The sequence below is a fragment of the Solibacillus silvestris genome (genome assembly GCF_051967575.1).
Lineage (GTDB): Bacteria > Bacillota > Bacilli > Bacillales_A > Planococcaceae > Solibacillus > Solibacillus silvestris_B.
This window is the reverse complement of sequence record NZ_JBQCJW010000014.1, coordinates 12,408-32,938: the sequence shown is the minus strand read 5'-3', so window position 1 is coordinate 32,938 and position 20,531 is coordinate 12,408. Positions and strand designations below refer to the sequence as shown.

17 protein-coding genes and 2 pseudogenes are annotated in these 20,531 nt (G+C 39.9%); 6 read left to right on the top strand and 13 right to left on the bottom strand.

Going from position 1 to position 20,531, the window contains the following annotated elements; translation table 11 throughout:
* Positions 1 to 7 precede the first annotated feature (7 nt).
* Together ACTHOQ_RS10680 and garR are read right to left on the bottom strand one after the other, a co-directional pair.
* Positions 8 to 1,420 (bottom strand): four-carbon acid sugar kinase family protein, encoded by a 1,413-nt coding sequence (locus ACTHOQ_RS10680; protein WP_440496149.1) that lies wholly within the window; start codon positions 1,418 to 1,420, stop codon positions 8 to 10.
* A gap of 2 nt (positions 1,421 to 1,422) precedes the next feature.
* Positions 1,423 to 2,322 (bottom strand): 2-hydroxy-3-oxopropionate reductase, encoded by a 900-nt coding sequence (gene garR / locus ACTHOQ_RS10675; RefSeq protein ID WP_440496147.1) that lies wholly within the window; start codon positions 2,320 to 2,322, stop codon positions 1,423 to 1,425.
* Positions 2,323 to 2,519: 197 nt separating this feature from the next.
* Between garR and ACTHOQ_RS10670 the strand changes: the two genes are divergently transcribed.
* Complete coding sequence (locus ACTHOQ_RS10670; protein ID WP_440496085.1) at positions 2,520 to 3,137, top strand: GntR family transcriptional regulator; 618 nt, start codon at positions 2,520 to 2,522, stop codon at positions 3,135 to 3,137.
* Between the two features lie 86 nt (positions 3,138 to 3,223).
* Here ACTHOQ_RS10670 and ACTHOQ_RS10665 read toward each other — a convergent pair whose 3' ends face one another.
* The 8 genes and pseudogenes from ACTHOQ_RS10665 to ACTHOQ_RS10630 all read right to left on the bottom strand — a co-directional run bounded on the left by ACTHOQ_RS10665 (position 3,224) and on the right by ACTHOQ_RS10630 (position 13,658).
* Positions 3,224 to 4,399, bottom strand: coding sequence for a CamS family sex pheromone protein (locus ACTHOQ_RS10665; RefSeq protein WP_440496083.1), 1,176 nt, complete (start codon positions 4,397 to 4,399; stop codon positions 3,224 to 3,226).
* An 18-nt stretch (positions 4,400 to 4,417) separates the two neighbouring features.
* Positions 4,418 to 6,415: an NAD-dependent DNA ligase LigA gene (ligA, locus tag ACTHOQ_RS10660; protein ID WP_440496081.1), complete on the bottom strand. Its 1,998-nt coding sequence runs from the start codon at positions 6,413 to 6,415 to the stop codon at positions 4,418 to 4,420.
* A 12-nt stretch (positions 6,416 to 6,427) separates the two neighbouring features.
* A pseudogene (locus ACTHOQ_RS10655) lies at positions 6,428 to 7,996 on the bottom strand (3'-5' exonuclease); the annotation flags it as partial.
* 923 nt (positions 7,997 to 8,919) lie between these two features.
* Positions 8,920 to 9,612: pseudogene (locus ACTHOQ_RS10650) on the bottom strand (UvrD-helicase domain-containing protein); the annotation flags it as partial.
* 36 nt (positions 9,613 to 9,648) lie between these two features.
* Positions 9,649 to 10,338, bottom strand: coding sequence for a heptaprenylglyceryl phosphate synthase (gene pcrB / locus ACTHOQ_RS10645; protein ID WP_440496080.1), 690 nt, complete (start codon positions 10,336 to 10,338; stop codon positions 9,649 to 9,651).
* Between the two features lie 167 nt (positions 10,339 to 10,505).
* Positions 10,506 to 10,820, bottom strand: coding sequence for a YerC/YecD family TrpR-related protein (locus ACTHOQ_RS10640; RefSeq protein WP_008408714.1), 315 nt, complete (start codon positions 10,818 to 10,820; stop codon positions 10,506 to 10,508).
* A gap of 19 nt (positions 10,821 to 10,839) precedes the next feature.
* Positions 10,840 to 11,904: a DUF3048 domain-containing protein gene (locus ACTHOQ_RS10635; protein WP_440496078.1), complete on the bottom strand. Its 1,065-nt coding sequence runs from the start codon at positions 11,902 to 11,904 to the stop codon at positions 10,840 to 10,842.
* Positions 11,905 to 11,930: 26 nt separating this feature from the next.
* Complete coding sequence (locus ACTHOQ_RS10630) at positions 11,931 to 13,658, bottom strand: adenine deaminase C-terminal domain-containing protein (RefSeq protein WP_440496076.1); 1,728 nt, start codon at positions 13,656 to 13,658, stop codon at positions 11,931 to 11,933.
* 190 nt (positions 13,659 to 13,848) lie between these two features.
* Between ACTHOQ_RS10630 and ACTHOQ_RS10625 the strand changes: the two genes are divergently transcribed.
* Positions 13,849 to 14,079 (top strand): YgaP-like transmembrane domain, encoded by a 231-nt coding sequence (locus ACTHOQ_RS10625; protein WP_440496075.1) that lies wholly within the window; start codon positions 13,849 to 13,851, stop codon positions 14,077 to 14,079.
* Positions 14,080 to 14,258: 179 nt separating this feature from the next.
* On the opposite strand, the gene ACTHOQ_RS10620 is transcribed toward ACTHOQ_RS10625, so the two are convergent.
* Positions 14,259 to 14,882: an exosporium glycoprotein BclB-related protein gene (locus tag ACTHOQ_RS10620; protein ID WP_440496073.1), complete on the bottom strand. Its 624-nt coding sequence runs from the start codon at positions 14,880 to 14,882 to the stop codon at positions 14,259 to 14,261.
* A gap of 215 nt (positions 14,883 to 15,097) precedes the next feature.
* A complete protein-coding gene (locus tag ACTHOQ_RS10615) occupies positions 15,098 to 16,126 on the bottom strand; it encodes a hypothetical protein (protein ID WP_440496072.1) in 1,029 nt (342 codons plus the stop codon).
* 242 nt (positions 16,127 to 16,368) lie between these two features.
* On the opposite strand from ACTHOQ_RS10615, the gene ACTHOQ_RS10610 reads away from it, so the two are divergent.
* The 4 genes from ACTHOQ_RS10610 (at position 16,369) to ACTHOQ_RS10595 (ending at position 18,872) form a co-directional block, all read left to right on the top strand.
* Positions 16,369 to 17,001, top strand: coding sequence for a BMQ_0737 family morphogenetic spore coat protein (locus tag ACTHOQ_RS10610; protein ID WP_440496070.1), 633 nt, complete (start codon positions 16,369 to 16,371; stop codon positions 16,999 to 17,001).
* Between the two features lie 133 nt (positions 17,002 to 17,134).
* Positions 17,135 to 17,713, top strand: coding sequence for a hypothetical protein (locus ACTHOQ_RS10605; protein WP_440496068.1), 579 nt, complete (start codon positions 17,135 to 17,137; stop codon positions 17,711 to 17,713).
* The gene (locus ACTHOQ_RS10600) at positions 17,710 to 18,015 is read left to right on the top strand and encodes a hypothetical protein (protein WP_440496067.1); all 306 of its coding nucleotides are present in this window, start codon (positions 17,710 to 17,712) and stop codon (positions 18,013 to 18,015) included. Before ACTHOQ_RS10605 ends, ACTHOQ_RS10600 begins: the two co-directional genes overlap by 4 nt.
* On the top strand, positions 18,015 to 18,872 hold the full coding sequence (locus ACTHOQ_RS10595; protein WP_440496065.1) for a multidrug ABC transporter ATPase: 858 nt from the start codon (positions 18,015 to 18,017) through the stop codon (positions 18,870 to 18,872). Before ACTHOQ_RS10600 ends, ACTHOQ_RS10595 begins: the two co-directional genes overlap by 1 nt.
* 36 nt (positions 18,873 to 18,908) lie before the next feature.
* Here the strand turns inward: ACTHOQ_RS10595 and purD are convergent, their stop codons facing one another.
* Complete coding sequence (gene purD, locus ACTHOQ_RS10590) at positions 18,909 to 20,159, bottom strand: phosphoribosylamine--glycine ligase (protein WP_440496063.1); 1,251 nt, start codon at positions 20,157 to 20,159, stop codon at positions 18,909 to 18,911.
* Positions 20,160 to 20,531: the final 372 nt, after the last annotated feature.

The following is a 20,531-nucleotide window of genomic DNA, read 5'->3' as shown; positions in this document are numbered from 1 at the left end:
ATCCCCCTTATATTAAAGCCTGTACTACATTTTTTAATGTATCCTTCTCGCCTACATTCCCCGGAAAAATAATATATGGAATTTCCGGGAATGTACTTTGTGCATCTGTTTTCCACACTGGAATTCCGGGTGCCACTTGCCCCATAACTTCAGCTTTTATTACTTTTAATGCACTTGTGCCAACATCACTTGAAGTAATGCCCCCCTTTGCAATAACGAATTTTGGTTTCGGCTCGCAGTTAGAAACGAAACTTGTCACGGCATTTGAAATCTTCACAGACAAGGCTAGTTCTTCTTCAAAACGTTGTCCTTCAAGTTTTAAAAGTTCGCGAGTTGTATAAACACAAACAGATTGTCCCGCAGCAATCGAATTATTCACTTCTTCTTGCACACGTTGAATCTCTTCTTCAAACTTTTTTGCTTCTGTTACGAGTAAACAATTAAATTCAACAAAGTGTAAACTTTTCAGTAACTTCAGTTGCTGCAATTGCTCAGTAGTTTTTTTCACATGGGAGCCTACAACAATAATTCCTCCATTTTGTGAGGCATCTGTAATAAGCGCCTCCTTTGTTAATAACGGTTTATCTGAAATATTTCCTATCACTTTTGTAAAGCTCGCTGCCGTACGGAATAAAAACTGTTTTCCTTTTTCCATAGCTCGTATTAATGCAATCGTAAATACTTTTAAATCATTTTCCGTAAAAGCGTTGACAATGACTTTATTAAAATTCTGAACAGCCATAAGCTTGTGCTCAATTGTTTCAAAATCCATTGCACGCAATTCTTCCAGCGAAATTGCTGTAACATTTTCTGCTTTAAATTCACTTGCCGTTTTTTCTTCAATATATTTTTTTAAATTGCTCTCATTAAAACTAAACATACGGTCTTTAGCAAATTCGGTTTCTCCTGCAGGAATATATTGGTTTCCTTGCTTTACATAATGCACATCCTGTACTGTTACACGGCCGCCTTCTTTAAAAAATGGTATGAGCACTTCCCCGTCAAAATGGAAATTTTCCTTTTCTAAAGTTGTTTTAAGTGTTTCCGTCTCCAATGGATAGTGACCCCGTAATGTTGAATCAGAACGACTAATCAATATGAATTTTTCATTTCTTTCTTTAGCTATTTTTATAATTGTCCGAGCAATGTCTTCATGCACCATTTTCGTTTCGTTTTTAGAAAAGGCGCGGGAGTTCGTTAAAATAAATGTTAAATTGCGCTCATCTTCAAATAGCGCATTGAGCGATGTCTCATCCCAATTTGTAAAAACGGGCACATTATGCACAGTTTGCACACCTGTTGGATCGTCATCTAACACGATAATTTTTGTTTGAAAATGTCGCTGTGTTTCATTCCAAACGGCTTGCAACGTTGAGTCATATTCAGGTAGAGAGCCGATATACTGCTCTAATTGAATCATCATTACTTGCCTCCCTTTGGAATTTCATAATTTGCCAGCTTTTCATAGTACTGTACTAAACCGCCATGATCATCCTCGATTTTCCCATCGACCTTCAATGCTTGGAACATGCCAATTACATTCGAAGTTAAAGGCAGCGGCACACCTAATTCCCGCCCAGTTTGTTCAATGTTCAGCAAGTCTTTCAAATTAATATCAATGCGACCGCCTGCTACAAAGTTGCGATCAATCATAAGCGGCAGTTTCGCATCTAATACGGCGCTTCCTGCCAACCCATTGCGGATCGCTGCATGCAATTTATTTAAATCCACTCCGGCTTTTGAAGCTAAAACAGCCGCTTCACTAAGCGCAGCTATTGTAACATTGACTAAAATTTGGTTCGCTAGCTTTGTTGTGGAGCCACTTCCAGAATCACCGACATATACGACATCAGTCGCCATATAGTTTAGTATTCCATTTACCTTTTCAACAGCTTGTTCATTTCCGCCAACCATAATTGCCAACGTGCCATCAATTGCTTTAGGCTGGCCTCCACTTACGGGCGCATCAATATACTCAACACCCGCTGACTTTAACTTTCCATGAATTTCTTTTGTATCTACCGGTGATAATGAGCTCATATCCACGACAATTGCGCCATGTCTTAATGTAGTTTCCAATCCACCTTCGCCAAAGAGCACAGATTTGACGATTGACGCATTCGGTAACATTAAAAAAACTACATCACAGATTTGCCCAAGCTCATAAGCAGCGGCAACCGTATTCGCTCCAATAGCCTGCAGCTCCTCTACTGAAGTTTTATTTACATCACTCACATATAGTTCAATATTTCCTTTTAATAAATTTTTCGCCATTGGACTTCCCATAATTCCTAATCCAACAAAACCTACTTTCACTGCTATCGCCTCCATTTGTAATCGTTTTCATAGGTTTGATTTATCGAAATTATATACATTTTTATATATTTTGTATACATTTTTCAATAAAAATTTTTACAATTTCTAATATTCCCTTTTTATTAGTGTTTTATAGATTGTCAATACTATATTTAACTTTTCGTTGTATAATTATTTTTAGTATTGTTGCAAGGAGGGCAAGTATGCAGCACAGTAGTACGAACGCACAATTGTTGGCGTATGAAACGATTAGAGATCAAATTTTATCCGGCCAGCTTATCGGTGGTACAAAGTTAGTGGAAGATCGACTTGCTGAGGAAATTGGTGTTAGTCGCACACCGATCCGGGAAGCTATACGAAGATTGGAACAAGAGGGGCTTATTCAAAAAAAGCGTGTCTACCAGCCGAGCCGCGCAGATGTTGAGCATCTTTTTGAAATGCGTATTTTAATTGAATGCTATGCTGTAAAAAAAGCAGCAAAGTATATGACAGACGATGAACTCCTTGTTTTAAAGGAGACAATTAATCGTGCCCGCCATAGCAAGGGGGATGAGGTGGTACTAGCAAATAAAGCATTTCATGATATGATAGTCAACCAATCCCGCAACCCTATCATGATTAATCAGGTCGATAAAATGAAGGCAATCATTTACATGTTCAGCAAGGCGGTGGTCTTTAACAAGCGTCCTATGCTGATCGATGAACATGAGGAAATTTATAAGGCAATTGCGGCACGCGATGGTGAGCGGGCAAGCAAATTGATGGAACTCCATCTCCAAGCCGACTTGAAATTCACTATCGATTTACAATTTATTATTTAATTCAATAGGTTTAAAAATGCCCTTAATCGAATTCATTCATCGATTAAAGGCATTTTTTTCATCCGATCACTTCAACAGATTCATATTTACTCATAAATATGAACAAATGGCTCGTCTTCATTCGGTTCTTTAATAATCAATACTTCCGGGCCATTTACCGATGTAATACTTACCGAAATATATAGATCAAGCGGTAGATGGTTGAGCATTAAACCTGTTAAATACTGTGTAAAGCCAGTAATTTCCGCCGTTCCGTAAAATTGAATCGGAATTTCGATATCAAGCTTTTTGATTTCTTTATTTTGATAAAAGCCTGTCGCAAATACGCTCGTGAAATTCGAGAAGTACTTATCGACATCTTGTTTGAAGTTTTGGAAGTTCTTGTTCAGTTCCCTATATACATCCTCTGGCGAACTCATCGGGAATGTCACATATTTTTCATCGATTGCTTCCCATTTTTCCAATGCGGTTTTTCCTTTATCGACAAAATTATAGTCTGTATATGTGCCTGGTACGATCGCATTTCTCTCTGCCTGCTTAAACAATGCGACAACAATAGGTACATCAGCTAATTCCGGGCGTGCCCGCAGGCGATTGACTACTTCCTGCGCGATTTTCTTACCTTCTTTTTCCAATTCCTTTTCCGGGATTTTTTGCTCAAAAAACTCCCCATACTGCTCTTTTTGATAATAGTATACCGAGTTTAAAGCTAAGCCAATCGAAACACCGGCCAGCTTTACTTTGTTATCTTCTGTTTTTGTTAAATAATTCTGTTCGATAATATGCGCCAAGTAAATAGGTGCCTCTGTTGCCCGAACGGTTGGATCCATTTCCTCGCCGGTTGCTTCATCTACACTTGATGGATTTAAACCTTGGTATTCAGGTCCTTTATCTTCTGTCTGATTTGGACGGGCAAGCCAATACTTCAGCGTTGTCTCATCTAAATATTGACCTTCCTGGAAATAATAATTGTCCGTATCGAAATGTTTTTGGGAAATGCGCATTAAGCCTGTTTCGACTTCCTTCATATCGTATTTCGTATAAATATTAGAAACGACTAAGCCACGACTTGCGCTTTCTTTATATGGAATTAATGTGCGGTAAAATTTATCATTAATTTGCATATTCGGAATAATTGTTGTTTCAACAGCTTGATCCGTATCTGATTCCTGTGTCAGCTCTGTATCCGGCGTAAGGCTAGGTCCACATGCCGACAGCATAGCCGCTGCAATAATAGCAGGTATCCAGCGATAACATTTCATGAGAGCAAGTCTCCTTTACTATAGTAATTGTTCGATTAGGCGCACTTCATCCCAAATTTCAATACCTAAGCTTTGTGCCTTTTCAAGCTTCGAGCCGGCATCTTCACCAACGATTACAAGGTCCGTTTTTTTACTGACGCTTCCTGCAACCGTGCCGCCTAACTGTTCTATTTTCACCTTTGCTTCGTTACGTGTCAATTGTTGCAGTTTTCCTGTCAGCACTATCGTTTTGCCTGCAAAAGGATTTGCCCCTGCTTCCACAACAATCTTTTTGCCTTTGTATGCCATATTTAAACCGAAGCCTTTTAAACGTTCGATCAGCTGTTGCACTTGCTCATTCGCGAAGTAGGCAACAATTGATTCTGCCATTTTGTCGCCGATTTCGTGAATTTCCTTTAGTTCACCTTCTGTCGCCTTCATTAATGCATCAATTGTTTCGAAATGCGCAGCTAAAATCTTCGCAGCTTTTTCACCAACATGGCGAATGCCAAGACCGAATAGTAATCGCTCTAATGAGTTCCCCTTCGACTGTAAAAGCGCCTCCACTAAATTCGTCGCGGATTTTTGCCCCATCCGCTCCAAGTTCACCAATTGCTCCACTGTCAGGTCATATAGCCCCGCTACGTCTTGAATATAGCCTTCACGAAGTAGCTGCTCCACAACTTTCTCGCCTAAGCCATCTATATTCATCGCATTGCGGGAAACAAAATGCTTCACGCCCTCTGCAATTTGGGCGGGACATTGAGGGTTTACACAGCGTAAGGCGACATCTGTATCGATGCGCACAAGCTCTTCGCTGCAAGCTGGGCAATGTGTCGGCATTTTATACGGTATGGCATCATCCGGACGCTGCTCTACTATTACACCGATGATTTGCGGGATAATATCGCCTGCTTTCCGTACGATGACCGTGTCGCCAATGCGTATATCCTTTTCGCGAATGAGATCTTCGTTGTGCAATGACGCCCGGCTTACTGTAGTGCCCGCAACAAGGACCGGTGTTAAAATGGCTGTCGGTGTAATAACCCCTGTACGTCCTACCGTTAATTCAATATCCAGCAGCTTTGTCACGACCTCTTCAGCCGGAAATTTGTAAGCAATAGCCCATCTTGGCGATTTTGCGGTAAAGCCAAGCTCGTCTTGATGTGCATAGCGGTTCACTTTAATTACGATACCATCAATTTCATAGGATAAATTCGGGCGCGCTTCTGTCCACTTTTCTATAAACGCTAAAACGTCCTCAATTGTTTCACAGTGTTCACGCTCTTTATTTGACGGAAAACCAAGCTGCTCCAAATATTCGAGCATCTCCCAATGGCTATCAATTCCATAGCTTTCCCCGTCGCCGCCAACTGCATAAATAAATGTGGACAAATTGCGGCTTGCGGCAATCTTCGGATCTAATTGGCGTAATGATCCTGCTGCGGCATTTCGCGGATTTGCAAATAGTTCCTCGCCATTTTCCGTACGGCGTTCATTTAATCTTTCAAATGATTTTTTCGGCATATACGCTTCGCCGCGCACTTCCACTGTAATCGGCTCTTTTAAGCGTAGTGGAATCGCACGGATCGTTTTTAAATTTGCGGTAATATCTTCGCCAACCGAGCCGTCGCCACGAGTGGCACCTTGCACGAATATACCATTCTCATAGCGGAGGGAAATGGCTAATCCATCAATTTTCAGTTCACATACATACGAATAGTTTTTACCGATTGCCTGCTCAATTTTACGGTCAAAATCCCGTAAACCCTCTTCGTCAAATGCATTTGAAAGGCTAAGCATCGCCGTTTCATGCATAACCTTTTTGAAGCCTTCCAAAATAGTGCCGCCGACACGCTGCGTTGGGGAATCAGGATAAATAAACTCCGGATTTGCTTCTTCTAAAGCAATCAGTTCATGTAAAAGCTGATCATATACACTATCTTCTACAAGTGGCTTATCCAATACGTAATACGCATAACCATATTCATGAAGAAGCTTATTCAATTCCGCAATTCTTTGTTCGATTTCATTCATCAATTGTTCCTCCTAAGCTTTCGTAATCGGTGCAAACTTTGCTAGCAAACGTTTGATTCCTGTTGGTGCCGGGAATGCAATGTCAAGCTCCATGCCGTCTCCTTCACCTTTTACACTGACGACCATACCGATACCCCATTTACCGTGGGATGCCTTGTCGCCGACTTTCCAATCAAATTGATTGCCTCCTGTAGCATTTAGGCGCGAAGTTTGGGAAGCGGGGTTTTGTACACCCCCTAATGAACGCTTTGCTGCACGGTCATAGCGGTTGGACGAAAACGGCAATGAGTCGTCGCGATAGGAATTCGTCGTTGCTTTTGATACTTGCTCTAGTACTTTATCGTCGATTTCCCGTAAAAAGCGTGAAGGGGCATTGTAGCCTGTACGGCCGAAAATCGTGCGAGAGCCTGCACAAGTCAAGTAAAGACGCTGCTCTGCTCGGGTTGCACCGACATACATTAACCGCCTTTCTTCGGCCATTTCCTCCTCATTTTCAAGCGAACGTGAATGCGGGAAAATATTTTCCTCCATTCCGATTATGAAAACGACCGGAAATTCCAAACCTTTAGCAGCATGCATCGTCATTAAAATAATTGTGCCCTTCACCTTTTCTTCCTCGTCCAAGGAATCGATGTCCGCAATAAGCGCCAAGTCCGTTAAAAAGGCAACTAATGACTGGTCTTCACTACGCGCTTCAAAAGCCTGTGTTACCGTTAAAAACTCTTCAATATTTTCCAGACGGCTTTCTGCTTCAATCGATTTTTCCGCTTTCAGCATTTGGCGATAGCCTGATTGCTCAAGCACCTCTTCTACAATTTCAGTTACTGAAAGCTCATGCTGCCGCTCGCTTAACGAACGAATCATTTGATAAAACATTTCGGCGGAAGCAGCCGCTTTTCCTGTCAGCCCCATAAACACAAGCTCGCTCATCGCATCAAAAATCGAAAGGTCGCGCTCCATCGCATATGCAAGCATTTTATCGAACGATGTAGCACCGATCGCACGCTTCGGCTCATTAATAATGCGCGCAAGTGATAAATCATCATCATTGTTGGCGATTAACCGCAAATAAGCTAATAAATCCTTAATCTCTTTTCGGTCATAGAACTTTGTGCCGCCGACGATTTGGTAATTCATATTCGATTTTACAAGTATATCTTCCATCACACGGGACTGTGCATTCGTACGATAGAGAATTGCAAAATCGTCGAGCTTATAATCCTCATCCTTCATTAGCTTTTGAATGGTGCGCACGACATACTGGGCCTCGTCCTGCTCATTGCCTGCTTTATAAAGCTGCACTTTCTCGCCTTCCGGATTTTCTGTTCTCAATACTTTCTTGTAGCGATTTTTATTTTTTTCGATCACGCTGTTTGCTGCATGGAGAATATGTTTTGTTGAGCGGTAATTTTGCTCAAGCATAATGACTTTTGCATCCTTATAATCTTTTTCAAATGATAAAATATTTGTAATATCCGCTCCACGCCAGCGATAAATAGATTGATCCGAGTCCCCGACGACACAAATATTCCGGAACTTCCTTGCCAATAATTGTACTAACAAGTATTGGGATTTATTTGATATGGATAGGTAAGCCTTTGAAATGATCTCCAGCTTTTCCCCCCATTCACACCGTACGTGAGGGTTTCCCCTCATACGGCGTTCCATCAATTATGAATCTTTAAACTAATATTTTATTTCCAGCCATAACTCAAAGTTTATTTACTTTGTCTCTACCTTCATTATTTCGTAAAGACTGTCGTTTAAAAACTTTTTCGTTTGCTGTATCAGTCAACACTTTCACCACCATTTACGGTTTGGTGATTGCATTTCTTTTAGTCATACGAGAACCTGATATTATAAAATTTTGTTTTAGTTATTCATAAATTGACTAATGGCTATCCCTCCACCGCTTATTATCACGGCTTCAACGGTACTGTGCCATCACTTTCACCAACTTAAAATAAGGTTATACAAATTGTTTTCCCTTATACCTCTTCATCGAGTGCAATCTCTCCAAGTAGTTGGCTTACCACGTTCCAAGAAATCATATCTGTACATTTAATACCTTTAGGTCATTCCTCTAACCCTGTTAGCTGGATAGTGCCTGTAACACTATAAGGTGTTTCATAAAGACAAATCTTACTCCACCTCACTAACCCAACAATACGTTGGTGTACCCTTTCGAATACCTATACCTCTAGAGCCGTACATTCGGAATTTCGTCAGTAGGAAGTTTTGTTCCCTACATTCTAACCATGGGTATTTTTATAGAACCCCAGTCTATCTACCACACAAAGTGCCTCCACTCCGCTTTCCTGTAATTAGGGTGGTATTCAACTGACTTCACCGAGCTTATAACACATTCAATATTGCAATTGATTATGCTATTCGGAGGATTAGGTCGAGCCTTTCAGAGCGTTACCTCATCATTTGACTCATCTGATTTCTTAGTTCTCCTAGCAATTGCTAGTGGCTAATCTTTTCAATTAGCAACGTGTCGCACTGTCCTGGTACTCATCCACGTGTATATACTGGAATTTATTCTGGTAAAATTCCAGCACATCCGGCGCTTCCTTAAAAAGCCTGATTGTTAGCATGATTAAATCGTCAAAGTCCAGGCTTTGATTTTGTTTTAGACGTTTTTGATAGCCTTTATACACTTGTGCAACAATCTTTTCAAATGGATTATGCGGATTCATATTGGCCTCAAAGCCGTCTACTGTAATGCATTCATTTTTAGCCGAGCTGATCGTATTTAAAATCGCGCGCGGGTCATATTTTTTCGGATCGATATTATCCTGCTTTAATATATTTTTAATAACTGTCAGCTGATCCGAGCTATCTAAAATCGAGAAGCTTTTGGAATAGCCGATGCGGTCGATATTGCGGCGCAGTATACGTACACACATCGAGTGGAATGTGGAAACCCACATGCTTTCCGTCGTCCCATTCCCTAAAATCCCATCAATACGCTCGCGCATTTCTCGTGCTGCTTTATTTGTAAACGTGATGGCCAAAATTTTTGAAGGATACACTTCACGCTCTACGACTAAATACGCGATCCGATGTGTTAATACCCGTGTTTTTCCAGAGCCAGCCCCTGCCATAATAAGAAGCGGGCCTTCTGTTGTTTTCACCGCTTCCGCCTGCTGAGGGTTCATTCCCGCAATCAAGTTTTTTGCTATATGCTCCATTTTTGCACCTTCCTATCTCAAGAACGTTTGTTCCTATTATATAATACTTTTTACAGCTTGTACTGTTTTTAATGCAGCTTTTAGGTCATCATAAATAATATTGCCGACAACTACTGTATGCGCATATGCCGCCATTTCTTTTGCCTGCTCCGCAGAGGTGATGCCGCCACCGTAAAATAGTTTTGTTTCGTTGAGCACTTCAGCTGTAGCTTTTACCATCTCCACATCACCATACGCTCCGCTGTATTCTAAATAGAAAATCGGCAATTTGAAGTAATTTTCCGCCATCCTTGCATATGCAATAACATCTTCCGCTGATAAATCCGTTTTCGCATTCGTCACTTGGGCTACTTTACAATCCGGATTTAACACACAGTACCCTTCCGCAACTAGCTCTTCCCAAATTAGAATATCCCCGTATTCTTTAATCGCCTCATGATGCAAATCCTTCACCCATTTCGTATCACGACTATTCAATACAGATGGAATGAAATAATAGTCATACCCAGGCGTAATACTGTCGACATTTGAAATTTCAAGCGCAATCGGCACAGAAAAACGACGTACCCGCACTAATAGATCAAGCACGCCATCAAGCGTAATATCATCTGTGCCCCCAACTAAAATGACATCTGTGCCCGATTCGCAAATTTGCTCCAATGCCTCATCGGAAATTTCCTTTGCAGGGTCCAGCTTAAATACATGGCGCCAATTTAAATATTCCATTTGTATATCCACCTATTCTATATTTTTATATTGAGCATTCATTTATCTCTCTTTACTTTTCGACCATCTATAAGTATAACGAATTTCCCGAAAATATTAAAAGACCGAGCGAGTGAATCTGCCCAGTCTTTTAAGCTTGGTCCTATATGAATGTTTGGTGAGCTAAATTACTTCGATGTGAATGGCTTTTCATCAGGATATAGACGACCAAGCATCTCATCATAAGTGTCATTTCCGTAGTCAAAGCAACGGCGTACACGGGAAATTGTTGCTGTCGAAGCACCTGTTTCCTTTTTAATTGTTTCATACGTTTTCTTTAAACGCAGTAAATGCGCAACTTCAAAACGTTGTGCCAATGATTGGATTTCACTGATCGTGCACAAATCATCAAAAAACTTATAGCATTCCTCGATATCTTTTAACTCTAGGACCGCTTTAAATAACTGATCCGTTTGATGACCGCGAATTTTTTCAATTTGCATGTAGCCCACCATTTCCTTTCTACTCTGAATATATGACAGATGTTGCTAACCCCGGAGATGTGGGAACGAAATGAATCCATGTCTTCCCTTGCACTAATTTTACCTCTGATCCATCTTCTTCAATGGCGATTAACAAACCGTCTGCATTTTTCCATTTGATTTCGCGCACCATGCCTGCCTGAGCTATGTACGCATTTCCGCCGCCAGTGATCGTAATGTCACGGCGCCCTACATTATCAATAATCCGGTGCGGCATTTCGAAAAATAAAATATTGGCTAATTCAATTGATTCATTTGTTGCATAATCGATCGTTTCGACATTTGCTGAATAACGTTTATACTGTTTCGTCTCCGCATTGTACACATATTGACTATTAAATGAACCGCTATTATTATATTTCATCAATATTTCATTAGCCATTATTCCTATTTTAACATTATCTTCGGCTTCATAAAATGGATATGATACTTTTTTCTGATAAAGTAGTGAAGCACCTACTTTTTCTGCACCTGCTTGGACATTTTCACCGGAAATATAGGAATTATGAGGCGCTTTTCTTTCTGAAGAACGCTTGAAATAAGTCCCGTCATAATGCATTCCATTAATATTCTCCACCACTTTTTGCTCAAGCATTGATTTTGCTTCAGGGCTATAGCCATGGGCAATGTAAAATGCATCCAACCCTTTGGCAATATCGATAAAGTACGAACGGGCGCTGCGAATCGGACCGATCGATTCGGGAATTTCTGATTGATATAACGCTAAAAAACGTGTTACATCCCCTTCTGCCAACATTTCATATACTACATCCGCCTGTGCCAATCCCGACTGCGGACGAGCTTGCGGATGATTATTAATCGTAGCGAGAATTGGGCGTGCCGTAATTTCCTCCGCTACCCGTTCACCTGTAAATGGTGTGATAAATGGCAATACTTCTTCTGCATCTACTACATTGATTTCCTCTTGATCTTCAACTTGTTCTTCTATTTCTGCAACAGGCTCTTCTGATTGCTCCTTATTCGAACAGCCTGCAATAACAGCTAAACCCAATAATGCCAAAACAAATCTATGGCGTTTCTTCATGCTGATGGACTCCTCCCACTTATGGACTAACGCATAACAGCCGGTAACATAACCGTGTTTTTCATTACATCAAAAATGCCGCGTGGCGTAATTCGAATATACGGCAAATGCGTCGATTGTAAAAACAGCAATGTATAAATCGCATCTGAATGAGTGTAACCACGCTTTTTCAATGCACTTTTCAATGCAAGTTCAAGCGGAATCAATTCATTTACTGCCCCATCATATACAGCACCTGCTAACGATAAAGGTATACTTGTCACAACTTGCCCATCTTCAACAAGCACAATGCCGCCATTCATCTTCTTTAGCTCCTGAAAAGCATGCTGCATATCATGCATCGATTTCCCGATCAATATAATATCGCCCGTATTGGAGTATGATGAAGCAAAGCCTTTTACATGTGTTGCAAACCCTTTGATCATCGTATTAATGCGCCATTTCCCTTTACGATCGATGAGCATTAAATAGCTTTCATCGTGGTCTGTCGATAATATATGATGTCCATGGGATTTTACACTATACGGTTTTGTAATTACGTCATTTATCATTTCAATTCCTATAGGCATCGAAAACTGAAAATCCGTCTCATGTATATCAAAATCTATTTTTAGACTTTCAAAAATAGACAAATCCATAGGAGGGAATACCCTTTCATCTGTTCCATCACGTTTTAGCCATACACCTTTTGAAAGTACAGCTTCGGGTGCAGGGGAATACTCATCCGATAAAATATTAATATTTGCATAGCGGCCTGTAGCAATCAGCCCGTGCAGATTTGTCATATTGTAGTAGCGCGCTACATTATAGCTTGCCATATTATAAGCATCTATTGGACGAACTCCTGCTTCAAGGGCTGCACGGATGCATTTGTCGATGACGCCATCTTCATGGAAGCTTGGTGTAGAGCCATCTGTCGTCATCATTAAATGATCGAATATATCGTAGCCTTTATCGACAACCGCCTTCAAAAGATGCGGCAAATCCGGACGAATCGACGAATAACGCAATGTCACCGCATAACCATGAAGTAAACGTGCTTCAATATCCTCAATTGTCATCGATTCATGATCGCCGTCCACGCCGAACAAACGCATCTTTGCTAAAGTCTTTTCAGAAGCGCCAGGCAAATGTCCTTCTATTTTTTTCCCTTTATGCTTGGCTGCCTGAATCCAATACAGCATTTGATCATCCCCGCGCATTAGCCGCGGCCATGCTGTCAGTTCCCCGCCAAGCAATACATCATGCCGGTCAAGCCATTCCATTACCGAAGCATTCGAATAAAGCTCCCTCTCGTTTTCAAGCTCTGTTTGCGAGTCAAACCTGCTCCACCAATAAAATGAAAACGGCAGTTTGGCAAGCTCGTCCATAAAAGAAAACGCTTTCTTATTTTCGAAAAAAGAAACAAACGTCATATTATCGGAAATGAACGTTGTCGTCCCGGATTGTGCGCAAAATTCCGCAAAGCTGTGGGGATTATACAGTTGAAATGGGTGCACATGCGGTTCTATATATCCTGGTACGACTGTTTTACCTGCTACGTCGAAAACTTCCGTGCCTTCCAAATTCATAGGCATTTCCTTCCCGACATAAACAATCCTGTCATCCGAAACCCAAATGTTTCCTGTCACCCAAGCTTTAAGCACGCTATGTAAATATTTTGCGTTTTGCAACACCAGGTTCGGAGCAGCATGCCCATCGATGATACTCACTTGTTTTCGGATATTATTTATTTTCCAATTTATTTCTGGCATTTTCTGTACTCCTCTCATAAAATTCGTATCGTTTCAATAGAAAAAGCACATACTTAATTCATTATATTTTGCTTTATGTAGGCTTTTGCTACAATATTCCTTTTTGTGCATTAATCGTATCATAGCACTTTCATAAAGCAAAGTGTTTCCAAAATAATTTTGAAATTTTCTAAATAAGGAGGATTATCTAATGTTAAACCCTAATATTTCCGAATCCAATGCCTTTATACGCATGATGTGCGGTGTTGCAATGACGGCGTTTGGTATAGGAAGGATTGCTCGGGATTCGAAATGCACAACAGGCCGGATGATGATTTTAGCAGGTGCCATGAAGGTTGCAGAAGGCTATTATCAATATTGTCCGGTGACTGCCATGGTGAAATCAGAAGAGATGAATCCTATTGCCGCAGTTAACGACTGATATGTAAAAATAGCCGTCTATGACTACAACTTTTTATTGCTCCTTCCAACTTATCGACCATGTTAAATTCACTTCTTTCTTCCACAAGAAAAAAGCACTATATTTTCGTCAAGAAATATAGCGCTTTTTTCTTTTCATCATATCCTGCCAAGTATATTTATAAATTAATTTTCTTGCTTCTAAGAAATTGTAATACCAGCACTTGCAGTTCCTGATACTTCTGCAATATCAAGAATTCCTGTTCCAGAAAGCGTATAAACCATTATTAAACGGTCCCCCTGTGACACAGGGACAGGCGCAACATCCGATGAAGCGAACGATGTTTGACCTAAAGTTAAAAGTCCTGTGAATGGCGGTGCCAACACAACTCTTGCATTAGTGGCAGTGAATAGTGTGCTTCCGGCAGGTGCGCGATAAACTTGGGCAGTAACAGTGGCATTTCCAAGAATGGTAATTGCCTCAAGGGCAGTGAATGATGCGGAAATAGCTGTAATATTACCATTGCGCGGCACTGAGAATGCTTCAGTCACGATTGCCGATAAATCGATTGTATTATTTAAAATCGTCAAATCAGGAACCGCAGTACCAAATCCGATTTGGCTGCCTAAACCAACTAAACCACCAACGGCAGTTGCCAGCACAACAGGTGTAATTCCAGAGGAGAATGGAATAATTGTACCTGTATTTGTCGGTGTGCACCCAGGCCTAACAGCTCTGAATGGTCCTAGCGAAAAGCAGTCGGAACCGCATTGAGTCATGCCGCCGCAGCAACCGCTTTGCATACTATTAGAACACATACACATATTTTTTCACCTCCTTCGCAATTATTCTATTCATAAATAAATAGAATCTAAGGGCACTCAACTAGTAATTGATTTCGGAAATTCAGGTTTTGTTAACAAATTTCATCCTATACAGTAAATGCATGAAAAAAATAAAACCTCCCTTGTGTTGAGGGTGGTTTTATAGGAAAAAATTCAATATTATTAGTTTGCCTCTCTTAAAAAGCAGCATATGTTTATTTGCGGAAAAGATTGAAAAAGGAAGGGCTTCTCTGTTTTTTGCTTTTTTCCTCTAATGATTTTGTTTCTTCGTCTGTTCCCTCATTTTGCATTTCCTGCTCAGGCCGAAATTCGCTTTTTTCATCAACAACCTCATTGACCTTGATTGATTCATTTACAGTGGACGCCGGTATGTCCTCAATTTCCGATCCAGCAATATTTAAGCTGACATTATCTAAACTTTCGGATACGCTGTCAGCAATAGGTGTTATACTAACTTTTTCGGTTTCATTCTTTATGTCCGGGGAATTGTAACCTTTTCCAAAACCACTTGTTTGTATGTCTTCTTGCTTCGCAGAGCTTTTAAACTGAAAGGGTGTTGGACCAGGCATATTTTTGTTTAAACCATTATAATTATTATTTGGCTGGGTATTTACAGGCTGGAAAAAATGCTGGTTAAAATAACGCTGATCTCTCCGATTTCCGTTATCTTCAGAATGTTCAGCGGATGCTATGCCCTCGTCATTTTTTTGCAGCTGAATAACCTGATTTGTTAAATTTCGCAGCTGCATATACGATGGTTGATTGGTTACGATTGGCGGCTGATGATTAGCGGCCTCTATATTGTGAATATATTTCGCTTTATTATCTGGTTTTTTTTCCTGATTTTCTTCCCTTATAATAGGAATATTTCCGCTTAAAGCCCTTTCACCTTCACTCTTATTCAATTTATTGGAAATCGACAAAATCTCTTGGCCCATTTCTTCAATAGTTTGGTTAAGTAAAGCTATTTGTGATGCAAATTGTTTCACTTGCTCTTCGTAAATCTCATTTTGGGTATGTTGTTTTTCCTCAAGTATTCTCGTCAAACCTTCGATATATGATAATTGCAGTTTTAATGCTTCAAATTCCCTTTTCATCATTTGAAAGTCTTCATACGAAGTTCCCATTTTCAATGTCATCAATGTATTCCTGTACCCAGAAATTTTCAGTTTTAATTTTTCTATTTCTTGAAGCGTATAGGATGTAGAGTCTTCCAATGTCATTCACTCCTTCCTTTCAGTATCTCTCCCTATTTTATTGATGTTGCCTGTTGTATGTTACAACGCGTCAGATAAGCGGAAATTTTTAATTATAAAGTCACAGTAACAGGCTTTACTTTCTTACTTTTTCGGGGTGCCATAATTGTATAAATCCCTTAGCAAAACTATTTCTTTGCCTATGCACTTATATTGGACCATCATAATATACAAACGAAAGATAAAAAATATATGGAGGTGTCAATAAAATGCAGGAACAAACGCCATCCCAAGTGCAAGAGCTAATTTGTATCAATGTTGAAAAGGTTTACGACTGGGTTGTCAAAGATATGTCTTTTGAATTTTCACCATCGAGCCCTATTAGCTTCCCAGGATTGCCAGTAGATGCTATCGTTACAGGCGCGAACATTTCATGCCAAGTAGTTCCATCGGTAAATAATCCTGTTGTTATTATGAATCGTGAAAATCGCACTTTTACGATTGATGGGACATCGGTAAGTTTGCAGCAACTTACGATTCAAAAAAATTTCACTGTAACAATTTGCATCACTTTAGTGAATGGAACAACATATACAAGCAACGGCTTTGAAATTTCACGCTGCGAGCATGTTGTCATGTGTGCACCAAAAGGAACAAATGTAGATGTTACTTATACGAACCTTGATTGCTTCGTGTGCTCTACGGGCCCATTCTTCAATAATGGAGACGGCACGATCACATTTGAAAACTTATCGCTGTCAATCGCTGTTTGCCAAAGTATTAAATCCACATTCCCGGTTACTGTTGAATTTTTAGCAGACTACTGTGAACCAAGAGCAGATTTACCATTTGCTTGTTCACCAGTTTCACGTCCAAATAATTGCTCTGTAGTTTACCCATAGTATCCATTAACAGTGTTATCTCTAATTAAATCGACATATAATAAAGAAAGGGATTTACCCTTTCTTTATTTTGCTTACATAAGCAAACACAAGGGACACGAATGTATAATTATCCCCAAAAGGAGGCGTTTTATTGTCGAAAGGTTTAAACAACCTAGAAGCAAAAATCAGTCTAGTCCAAAAACAAACCCACTCCTATCTTCAAGAAATAAGGGGGCTTATCGAGCAGCTTCCTAACCTTAAAAATCCAAATGTAATTAGCTATTTCACCTCTAATTTAAATATTTCCCATAATACAGAATACGAAAGTTTATGCTTAGGTTCTTATCATATTTATAATATTGGGAACGAACCATTAATAAACCCTTATATTTGCATAAAGTTGCCCGAAGCTTCCCCCTTTTCCTTCAGCGGAAGATATGTGCACGAACAATTTCAACAAAGTCTAAAGGGACCAAATGAATGGCTGCGCTTCACAAATGATGCGGATGCAAACAAAAAGGAATACTGGCTTAAACCACTTGGTAAAACAAAAATTGAGCCGAATGAAATCGTTTCTTTTTCGAATTTCCAAATTAGATGGTTCTCAAACAAGTTTGATGGCGGAAGTATTACGGGCTTTACGTATTGTGATCAATTTCAAGATGGCATCTCTGTTGTGAATCCTATCAATTTGAGTATCATCAAGCTTGAACAGGAGGAATTGTTGTGAGTCACTTTGAGGAAGTAAAAGAAGAAGCATTGCCAATCGAAAAAATCCTGAAACATTTTATGAAACAGCAATTTTCAACTGCGGAAGAGGATCTGCAGGAAAATAATAATAGTTTTATTTTTTTGGAAAAAAGTTCATTGAATATATTACTAGCCTATTTGCTGTCGAACAAAAAAAACGAAGCATCCGAAACAGCAGATGAAAAGCTGGAATTAAAGGCTTTGGAAAAAATCAATCAAGTCATCCATGACAATGAAAAACAATTTAAAGCGATCATTAATTTATTAAAAGAAGTTACATGATGGGAGGGATTCATGTAGATATTGAAAGCATCAAAAATAAAGATACGCTCCAATTACAGCAAATCATCATTTTTTTGAAATCAGAAATAGTAAAGCATCAAAATGAAATATCCACACTTAAAAATATGGATTATTATTCAATTGTAAATAGTCTTGAACAGGAAAATAGTCAATTAATAAACGAGAAAAAAGAACTTTCATTGGAATTAAGGAAAATGAGGAAAACTTTCGAAAAAGAACTAAATGATCTTCACGAAAACATTCAATTACGCGAAAACCAAAGAATAAAGTTAATTTCCTCTATTGAAGCTTTAGTGAAAAAAAAAGTAGACTTGCAAAAGGAAAATAAAAAGTTAAAGGTAATCATTGAAAAAACAGAGAATGAATTATCTACAACTAGACTTGAAAGCCCTGAACTAATTTTACAGGATTCTATGAATACGGTCGAAAATATTGATAATACGCTATGGGAGTATATTAAGAAAAGCGGACAGCAATTGACTGCCATATATGAGGAACTGAAAAAAAACAGAAATGAAGCAATCGACATCAACGAATATTTATTAAAGGAAATTCAAAGCAAAAGCGATAAAATTGATATGCTCATGCGGGAAAACGAGGAACTAAAAGAACAGCATCAAAAAAAGCTTCCTTCACCTTTAGACAACAAAGCTGTAAAAAATACCGACATGCACTTCGATTTAGAAAACCAAATACAAAAGCTGTTCATTCAAACGATTGATTTCGAAGCACAGCTGGATGAAAAATTGCGCATACTCGATGACTTGGAATTTAAATTGCTCCAGCTCGCAAACAAAATTCGTAAGCAAGAAACAGACAACAAAAACCGCTTATGAACAAAGGCGACACATCTATGCGTGCCGCCTTTATTATTATTTAAATGTTCTCCAACCGATATCTTGACGGAAGAAGAAATTCGTCCATTGTTTTTTCGCTAGCTCGGCATATACTTTTTCCTGTGCTTCTTTTAATGTAGCGGCTTCTGCTGCAACTAAAAGCACACGCCCGCCGTTTCCAACATATTTGCCTTCCTCCAGCTTTGTGCCGGCATGGAATACAGGCAGCTCGATATCGGCAAGCTCCGGTAAAGCATTGCCTTTTTCAATGTCAGCCGGATAACCTTCCGCGGCAATTACTACACCTAATATCGCTTCGTCTTTCCATTTCAGTTCAAAAGGCTTTTCATTCATTAAGCTAAGCATAAATTCACCAAAATCAGAAGTCATACGCGGAAGCACAACTTGTGTTTCCGGATCACCGAAGCGCGCATTGAACTCGATGACTTTTGGGCCTTTTGCAGTCAGAATCAATCCAGCATATAAAATGCCTGTGAACGATGCATCTTCCGCTTCCATCGCTTTCACAGTCGGCTCTACAATTGTTTCGTATGCAACTTTTACAACATCTCCGGAAATTTGCGGTACTGGAGAATATGCACCCATGCCCCCTGTGTTCGGACCTTTGTCGCCATCATAGGCACGCTTATGATCTTGAGCGATGACCATTGGATAGATTTGCCCTTTATGTACGAAACTCATGAAGCTAAACTCTTCGCCATCGAGAAACTCTTCAACAACTACGCGAGAAGATGAATCACCAAAACGTTGATTGCCAATCATATCTTTCACTGCCTCGATTGCCTCTTGTTCAGTCAGTGCCACGATGACACCTTTACCGGCTGCTAAACCGTCCGCTTTAATTACGATAGGGGCGCCTTGTTCTTTAATATAGGCAACTGCTTTGTCTGCTTCCGTAAATGTTTCATGTGCGGCTGTCGGAATATTATATTTGTTCATAATATCTTTCGCATAAGATTTCGAGCCCTCAATTTTTGCCGCAGCTTTTGTGGGGCCGAAAATAACTAGATCTTGTTCGTTGAAATAATCGACAATTCCTTCCGCTAATGGCTGTTCCGGACCAACGAATGTTAAAGCGATATTATTTTCTTTTGCAAATTGCGCAAGTGCCGCAAAATCCAATGCATCGATTGCGATGATTTCCGCATCTTGCTTCATCCCGTCATTGCCTGGTGCAACGAATACCTTTTGTACGGATGGTGCATTATTAAATTGCTTTGCGATCGCATGCTCACGACCTCCACTACCGATTACAAGAATGTTCATATTAGCGTCTCCTTTTTTATCCGTTGATTTCCGCTGCGGGCGAATGCTTCCCCTAGGAGCCCCCGCCCTTCGCTACAATCAACTGAAGTCATTCCCTACACATGATTTAACCTAATAACTCTTTATTAATAAAAAAACGCCCGCCAAAATTTAGGCGAGCGTTTTTTCATTAATGGTCGTATGCATAGTTCTACCCGACCAAAAGTAGCGCTATGCTTGTTACAATTAATGATCATTTTTTTATCGACTATGCATCCCCCGGCCAAAGTTGATGCATTGCCAATAAAATATTTACGATGAGGACCCGGCCAAGAATCCCATTCGTCTTATTTATCCCTCTCCCGGCCAGAAAGAAGAATAAATAAAGTAATT

What these genes read in the sequence shown, in the direction of transcription:
- ACTHOQ_RS10620 (WP_440496073.1), bottom strand. Translation starts at nt 14,882, where the DNA reads ATGTGTATGTGTTCTAATAGTATGCAAAGCGGTTGCTGCGGCGGCATG.
- ACTHOQ_RS10680 (WP_440496149.1), bottom strand. Translation starts at nt 1,420, where the DNA reads ATGATTCAATTAGAGCAGTATATCGGCTCTCTACCTGAATATGACTCA.
- ACTHOQ_RS10670 (WP_440496085.1), top strand. Translation starts at nt 2,520, where the DNA reads ATGCAGCACAGTAGTACGAACGCACAATTGTTGGCGTATGAAACGATT.
- ligA (WP_440496081.1), bottom strand. Translation starts at nt 6,415, where the DNA reads ATGAATGAAATCGAACAAAGAATTGCGGAATTGAATAAGCTTCTTCAT.
- purD (WP_440496063.1), bottom strand. Translation starts at nt 20,159, where the DNA reads ATGAACATTCTTGTAATCGGTAGTGGAGGTCGTGAGCATGCGATCGCA.
- ACTHOQ_RS10630 (WP_440496076.1), bottom strand. Translation starts at nt 13,658, where the DNA reads ATGCCAGAAATAAATTGGAAAATAAATAATATCCGAAAACAAGTGAGT.
- ACTHOQ_RS10635 (WP_440496078.1), bottom strand. Translation starts at nt 11,904, where the DNA reads ATGAAGAAACGCCATAGATTTGTTTTGGCATTATTGGGTTTAGCTGTT.
- ACTHOQ_RS10610 (WP_440496070.1), top strand. Translation starts at nt 16,369, where the DNA reads ATGCAGGAACAAACGCCATCCCAAGTGCAAGAGCTAATTTGTATCAAT.
- ACTHOQ_RS10615 (WP_440496072.1), bottom strand. Translation starts at nt 16,126, where the DNA reads ATGACATTGGAAGACTCTACATCCTATACGCTTCAAGAAATAGAAAAA.
- ACTHOQ_RS10640 (WP_008408714.1), bottom strand. Translation starts at nt 10,820, where the DNA reads ATGCAAATTGAAAAAATTCGCGGTCATCAAACGGATCAGTTATTTAAA.
- ACTHOQ_RS10625 (WP_440496075.1), top strand. Translation starts at nt 13,849, where the DNA reads ATGTTAAACCCTAATATTTCCGAATCCAATGCCTTTATACGCATGATG.
- pcrB (WP_440496080.1), bottom strand. Translation starts at nt 10,338, where the DNA reads ATGGAATATTTAAATTGGCGCCATGTATTTAAGCTGGACCCTGCAAAG.
- ACTHOQ_RS10595 (WP_440496065.1), top strand. Translation starts at nt 18,015, where the DNA reads ATGGGAGGGATTCATGTAGATATTGAAAGCATCAAAAATAAAGATACG.
- ACTHOQ_RS10665 (WP_440496083.1), bottom strand. Translation starts at nt 4,399, where the DNA reads ATGAAATGTTATCGCTGGATACCTGCTATTATTGCAGCGGCTATGCTG.